General features: G+C 67.3%; 7 protein-coding genes. All 7 read left to right on the top strand.

From position 1 onward, the window contains the following. A partial coding sequence (locus tag ACNPM4_RS09245; protein WP_448985473.1) for a gamma-glutamyl-gamma-aminobutyrate hydrolase family protein occupies positions 1-261 on the top strand: 261 nt, incomplete at its 5' end. Further along, positions 258-728, top strand: a complete 471-nt coding sequence (locus ACNPM4_RS09240; protein WP_017829890.1) for a DUF3830 family protein — start codon at positions 258-260, stop codon at positions 726-728. The genes ACNPM4_RS09245 and ACNPM4_RS09240, both read left to right, overlap by 4 nt. A 41-nt stretch (positions 729-769) precedes the next feature. Then, positions 770-1,849: a polyamine ABC transporter substrate-binding protein gene (locus ACNPM4_RS09235; protein ID WP_029264226.1), complete on the top strand. Its 1,080-nt coding sequence runs from the start codon at positions 770-772 to the stop codon at positions 1,847-1,849. Next, positions 1,846-2,673, top strand: coding sequence for an ABC transporter permease (locus ACNPM4_RS09230; protein ID WP_029264225.1), 828 nt, complete (start codon positions 1,846-1,848; stop codon positions 2,671-2,673). Before ACNPM4_RS09235 ends, ACNPM4_RS09230 begins: the two co-directional genes overlap by 4 nt. Before the next feature lie 2 nt (positions 2,674-2,675). Next, on the top strand, positions 2,676-3,476 hold the full coding sequence (locus ACNPM4_RS09225) for an ABC transporter permease (protein ID WP_262002409.1): 801 nt from the start codon (positions 2,676-2,678) through the stop codon (positions 3,474-3,476). Then, positions 3,476-4,519, top strand: coding sequence for an ABC transporter ATP-binding protein (locus tag ACNPM4_RS09220; protein ID WP_448985472.1), 1,044 nt, complete (start codon positions 3,476-3,478; stop codon positions 4,517-4,519). The genes ACNPM4_RS09225 and ACNPM4_RS09220 overlap by 1 nt, the downstream gene beginning before the upstream one ends. A 97-nt stretch (positions 4,520-4,616) precedes the next feature. After that, entirely contained in the window at positions 4,617-6,380 is a 1,764-nt protein-coding gene (locus tag ACNPM4_RS09215; protein WP_448985471.1) for an alkaline phosphatase family protein, read from the top strand. Positions 6,381-6,470 lie beyond the last annotated feature (90 nt).

The raw sequence follows: 6,470 nt of genomic DNA, 5'->3' as shown, positions 1-6,470 counted from the left end.
AATCGCGTCGTGAACACCATCCACCACCAGTCGATCGACGTCTCCGCCCCCGGCCTCCATCCGGTCGCCTGGGCGCCGGACGGCATCGTCGAAGCCGTCGAGGCCGACGACGACTGGCCATTCTGGGCGGTGCAGTGGCACCCCGAGAAGATGATCGCCCCCGATGAGGCCGCAGAGGAGATGCCGCTGTTCGCGGCGTTCGTCTCGGCCGCCCGTGAACGCGCAGCGGAACACCCCGCTGCAGAGAAAGGAACACGATGACCAAGCAGGTCTTCCTCGAGTACGAGAACGGCGTCCGCGCCGTCGCCACCCTGTTCGAGGACCTCGCCCCTCGCACCTGCGAAGCCATGTGGGGTGCGCTGGAGAAGCCGGTCACCATGCAGGCGATGCACGCGATGTACGCCGGACCCGAGGTCATGGTCGGCCTTCCCGAAGAGGCCCAGAACTTCGACCCCGAGAAGGTGCCGTTCGAGAACCAGCAGGTCGTGCCCGCACCGGGTGACCTGCAGTGGTACTGGCAGCGTCCGATGCAGATGGGCGGCCTGCCGTTCGAGTGGTACGAGATCGGAGTCTTCTACGATCGTGGTGCCCGTACTCTCGGCCCGCTCGGATGGACACCCGTCAACATCTGGGGCGGCATCACCGAAGGACTCGCGGAATTCGCCAAGGAGAGCGCCGCGATCCGCATCGACGGAGCGAAGCAGCTCACCATCGGACGCCTGGTCTAAGGCGTTCACTCAGTGCTGGACCCATCCCGAAGGAGCAGTGCATGAATACCCGAAGAATCCTCACCACCGGGGCGCTCGTCGCCACCGGCGCCCTCGTCCTCGCCGGCTGTGCATCCGGTGACGACACCGCATCCTCCGGCGACAAGGAGTTCGCCGGCGAGACCATCGTCGTCACCTCGTTCGGCGGCGACTGGGAGAAGGCCTTCATCGAGGCCGTCGTCGATCCCTTCGAGGAGGAGACCGGTGCCAAGGTCGAGCTGATCACGCTGTACAGCGCCGACGCCCTCGCACAGGTCACCGCCCAGAAGGCGAGCCCCCAGATCGATGTCGTGCACTTCTCGGGCGGCCAGGAGTTCACGGCCGCTCAGGACGGGCTCATCGCCCCGATCGCGGCCGACGACCTGTCCGAGTCCGGTGACCTGATCGACCTCGCGACCGCAGGCCTCGAGCGGGGCGAAGGCCCCGTCATCCAGCTGGCGCCGATCGGACTCGTCTACAACACCGAGGCGGATGCTCCGGCGCCCACCTCGTGGCTCGACCTGTTCGACGACGCGTACGCCGGTCACGTCGCCCTCACGGACTTCTCGAACACGTACGGTGTGCTCTCGATGCTCCGCGTCGCCGATGCTCTCGGCGGCGGAATCGACGACCCCTCGAAGGCCATCGCCGACCTCGGGGCACTCGCCTCGGCCGGCGACGCGATCGTGGTCCCGACGTCGCCCGACCTGCAGACCGCGTTCGCCCAGCGCGACACGTGGATCGCTCCGTACGCGATGGACTACGCCGGCACCCTGCAGGACGCAGGTCTTCCGGTCGAGTTCATCGTCCCCGAGGAGGGCGCCACCGCCTCCCTCATCACGGCGAACGTCGTCGAGGGCCGGGACAACCCCGACCTCGCGAAGCTCTTCATCGACTTCGAGCTGCGCCCCGAAGCGCAGGCCGTCTTCGCGGAGAACATGCGGTACTCGCCGGTCAACACCAAGGCGGAGCTCTCGGACGACGCGGCGGATGCGGTCCTCACCGGTGACGAGCTCGACACGGTCGTGGTCTACGCGCCCGGCGACATCGCCGCCGACCGTCAGTCCTGGACCGACGAGTGGAATGCGCTGATCACCAAATGAGCGTCCGAACCCGTAGGGAGCCCTGGCTCCTGCTCCTGCCGGCGATCGCACTGCTCGCGCTCGCCTTCGTCACGCCGGTGGCCGGCATGCTCCTCATGAGCGTGCAATCGTCGGCAGGCGGGTTCACCCTCGACAACTTCACCCGGTTGTTCACGAGTGAATATCACCTCCAGGCGGCGCTGCGTTCGCTCCGCCTGGGGGTGATCCAGACGGTGATCACCCTCGTGATCGCCATCCCCCTCTCCTATGTGATGGCCCGCGCCGGCTCGAAGGTGCGCTCCTTCCTCCTGATCGTCGTGATCCTCCCGCTCATGACGAGCGTCGTGGTCCGCACGTTCGGCTGGGTCGTCCTGATGGGACCCTCCGGGCTGATGATGCAGATCCCCGGCGCGGAGTTCCTCGTCGGCGGCACCCAGGGCTTCCTCGGCACCGAGACCGGCGTCGTGATCGCCATGGTGCAGGTGCTCCTCCCCTTCGCGGTGCTCAGCATCCTCGGTGTCATCTCCGGCATCACCCCGCAGCTCGAAGAGGCGTCCCGCACGCTCGGCGCCGGGTTCTGGCGCACGCTGCGACACGTCGTCCTCCCCCTCGCTGTGCCCGGCATCGTCGCCGGCGCCTCGCTCGTCTTCGTCCTGTCGGTGAGCTCGTTCATCACCCCCCGCTTCATCGGCGGAGCCCAGATCCCGGTGTTCGCGCAGACCATCTACGTCGACGCGACCACCAACCTCGACTGGTCGTTCGCGGCCGCGCAGGCCGTGCTGCTGTTCGCCGGGGTCATGCTCGTGCTCGCAGCGACGTCCCGGCTCGGGAAGCAGAAGGTGTGACCATGGTCCGTTCCGTTCCCCTCCTCGGCAGGATCCTCGCGATCGTCCTCGGCGTCGTCGTGACGCTGTACATGCTCGTGCCGCTCATGGTCGTCGCCGGCGCCTCGGTCGGCGAGAACCGCTTCCTGACGTTCCCCGGGCAGGGCTTCACGCTCGACTGGTACGTCGAGGCGCTCACCTCCGACACCTACCTCGAGCCGTTCCGCCTGAGTCTGCTCGTCGGCATCACCGTCGCGATCCTCGCGGCCGCGATCGGCACCGCAGCCGCCCTCGCTCTCACCCGCTTCAAGGTTCCCGGCGGTGCGGCGATCCAGGCGCTGTTGATGTCGCCACTGACGATCCCCACGATCATCCTCGCCATCGGCGCCCTGTCCATCGCGTCGCTCACGATCGGGTCACCCAACGTGGGCGTGCTGATCGCGATCCACATCGTCATCGCGATCCCCTACGTGATGCGCACCGTGACCGGCGTGATGACCCGCGCCGACCACTTCACCGAGGAGGCGGCGCGCACTCTCGGTGCCAGCACCTGGAATCGCTACCGGCTCGTCGTGCTCCCGATCGCCCGCCCCGGCATCGCGGCCGGCGCCTTCTTCGCCTTCAACATCTCGTTCGACGATGCGGTCATCGCCCTCTTCCTGCGCACCCCGCAGCTCGAGACGCTCCCCATCGCCATCTACGGCCAGCTGGAGTTCAGCACGTCGCCCACCGTGGCGGCCGTCTCGACTCTCATGGTCCTGCTCACCGTCGTCCTCATGATCGTGCTCGAACGCATCATCGGCCTGGGAAGGTTGTTCGTCTGATGACAACACTCACCATCACCTCACTCACCAAGGACTTCAAGGGGACGAAGGTGCTCAAGGGCATCGACCTCTCGATGCAGTCCGGAGAATTCGTCTCCCTCCTCGGCCCCTCGGGCTGCGGAAAGACGACACTCCTGCGCTGCATCGCCGGCCTCGAATCCCCGAGCGGCGGCACGATCGAGATCGCGGGTCAGGATGTGACCAAGCTCCCGCCCGAGAAGCGGCACCTCGGCATGATGTTCCAGAGCTACGCGCTCTTCCCGCACATGAGCGTGGTCGAGAACGTGCGCTTCGGTCTGCGGATGTCGGGCGAGAAGTCGAAGGCCGAGCAGAAGGAGCTCGCTGTGCGGGCTCTGGAGCGCGTGCAGATGGGACACCTCGCCGATCGGATGCCGGCGCAGCTCTCGGGCGGTCAGCAGCAGCGTGTCGCACTCGCCCGGGCCATCGCCTTCGAGCCCCGCGTGCTCCTGCTCGACGAGCCGCTGTCGAACCTCGACGCCCGGCTGCGTGAAGACATGCAGGTCGAGCTGAAGGAGCTGCACCGCACCCTCGGGCTCACCACCGTGTTCGTCACGCACGACCAGGAGGAGGCGATGAGCCTCTCCGACCGGATCGTCCTCATGAACGGCGGTGTGATCGAGCAGGAGGGTGCACCGGCCGAGCTCTACGGCGCACCGCGCACCCCGTTCGCCGCCGACTTCATCGGGGCGGCGAACCTCCTTCCGGCGACCCGCTCGGGCGCTGTCGCGACGCTCGACGGAACAGGGATCCAGATGCCGTTGACCGGTGCGGGCCCGGACGGCGGCGGAAAAGTGGTGCTCCGTCAGGAGGACCTGCACCTGTCCCCCACCGTCGGCGCGGATGCCCCGGTGAGCGTCGATGTCATCGCCCACGTCTATCGTGGGGCCGACATCGTCTACATCGTCGAGCTCGCCGGCAAGCGGATGAGAGTCGTGCGCCCCCGGCACGAGGATCCGATCCCCGAAGGCACCGCCGGTCTCGGCTGGCGCGACGGCGCCCTGCTCTGGATCGCCGCCGCCTGAAGGCCCGGCCCCTCGATCACCGACCCGACGCCTCTTCACCAGGGGTAGTTCCACGGCATCCCACGGCGATGAGACGCCACGGCCATAGGATCGCGGCATGGCCGACGATGACGTGCAGTCCTCCCCCGCACCCGATACCTCCCGCCGAGGCTTCTTCAAGATCGGCGGGGCGGCCCTCGCCGGCGCGGTCGTCGGTGGCGCGGGTGGCGCTGCCATCGGAGCATCCGTCGCGGCGGGCGCGCGCGACGGCTTCGCCGACGATCCGGACCCGTACGCCGCGCTGACCCCGCGCAGTGAGCCGGGGTTCGACCACGTCGTGGTCGTGATGGGCGAGAACCGTTCGTTCGACAATCTCCTCGGGTATCTCTACTCGAAGGAGAACCTGCCGGCGGGTGAGAAGTTCGAGGGCCTGGCATTCGGCACGCACAGCAACAAGGCGTCCGACGGCACCGTGGTCGAGGCGCACGTCTACGAGGGCGAGACCGATCGCATCATGAGTCACCCCGATCCCGATCCGGGTGAGGAGTATCCGCACGTCAACACCCAGATCTTCGGAACGGTGGATCCGAAGTCGAATGCCGAGCTCTTCGTCGACCAGATGGAGGCGCCCTACAACGCCCCGACGAACGGCGAGAAGGCCTCGATGTCGGGGTTTCTCCAGGATTACATCATCAACTTCCGTCGGCTGCGCAAGGGCAAGGAGCCGAGCGTCGACGAGGCGAAGCACATCATGGGCTCCTTCTCCCCCGCGATGCTGCCGGTGCTGTCGACGCTCGCCGCCGAGTTCGCGGTGTTCGACCACTGGTACGCCGGCGTCCCGTCACAGACGTTCTGCAATCGCTCCTTCTTCCACGCCTCGACGTCGCACGGCTTCGTGACGAACCAGGCCGGCGGCGGCTACGACAAGTGGATCGATGCGCCCGCAGCGCCGACGGTGTTCAACCGGCTCGAAGAGAAGAAGCTCGACTGGAAGATCTACATCGACAAGCTCCAGCTCGTCTCCTTCACCGGCATGCTGCACGCCCCGGTTCTGGAGAAGTACTGGCGCACGGATCACTTCGGCACGATGGAGGACTTCTACGCCGACGCGAAAGACGGCAAGCTCCCCGCGTACGCCTTCATCGAGCCGCGGATGGTCTACGACCACAACGACTTCCACCCGCCGTTCGGCTCACCGCGGGAGGGCTTCGTCGAGGGCGAAGAGGTCTTCGACAGCGCGATCTCCGACGTGCGCGCGGGTGACCTGCTGATCCACGACATCTACGAGGCGGTGCGCACGAGCGCGTCGCCGACGGGGTCGAACGCCGTCAACACCCTGCTGCTGATCACCTTCGACGAACACGGCGGATGCTACGACCACGTGCCGCCGCCCGCCGCGACGAAGCCCACGAAAGACACCGAAGCGGGTGAGATGGGATTCACCTTCGATCGACTCGGATGCCGTGTCCCGGCCATCGCCGTGTCGGCGTACACGAAGCGCGGCACGATCATCCACGACGAGATGCACCACGGTTCGGTCACGGCGACGCTCTCACGGCTGCACGGCCTGGAGCCCCTCAACGAGCGGGACGCCTCGGCCAACACCCTGTTCAACGTGGTGAACCTGGACCAACCCCGGCATCCGGCCGACTGGCCGACGACGAAGCCCTCCTACACACCGCCGAACCCGGAGGAAGCGGTGCCGCAACCCGACGTGAAGGAGCACCTCAAGCCGCTGACGCCCCCGGCGCGCGGACTGCTCGGACTGCTTCTGGCCCGCTATGGCAAGCCCGGCGAGAAGGAGCCGGAGACCTTCGCCGATGCGTACAAGATCCTCCACGAGCACGGCGAGGAGCTTTTCGGCCCGGCGAAGGGCAGCTGACCGCGGTCGCAGTCTTTGCCCGCGGTCGCACGATTCTCGGGGAACCGTGCGACGCGGGTGCGAATCCCCGCCCGGACTACTTCCGGGCGG

The sequence above is a fragment of the Microbacterium umsixpiens genome (genome assembly GCF_053543675.1).
This window is presented reverse-complemented; position numbering and strand designations above follow the sequence as displayed.

What these genes read in the sequence shown, in the direction of transcription:
- ACNPM4_RS09240 (WP_017829890.1), top strand. Translation starts at nt 258, where the DNA reads ATGACCAAGCAGGTCTTCCTCGAGTACGAGAACGGCGTCCGCGCCGTC.
- ACNPM4_RS09235 (WP_029264226.1), top strand. Translation starts at nt 770, where the DNA reads ATGAATACCCGAAGAATCCTCACCACCGGGGCGCTCGTCGCCACCGGC.
- ACNPM4_RS09230 (WP_029264225.1), top strand. Translation starts at nt 1,846, where the DNA reads ATGAGCGTCCGAACCCGTAGGGAGCCCTGGCTCCTGCTCCTGCCGGCG.
- ACNPM4_RS09225 (WP_262002409.1), top strand. Translation starts at nt 2,676, where the DNA reads ATGGTCCGTTCCGTTCCCCTCCTCGGCAGGATCCTCGCGATCGTCCTC.
- ACNPM4_RS09220 (WP_448985472.1), top strand. Translation starts at nt 3,476, where the DNA reads ATGACAACACTCACCATCACCTCACTCACCAAGGACTTCAAGGGGACG.
- ACNPM4_RS09215 (WP_448985471.1), top strand. Translation starts at nt 4,617, where the DNA reads ATGGCCGACGATGACGTGCAGTCCTCCCCCGCACCCGATACCTCCCGC.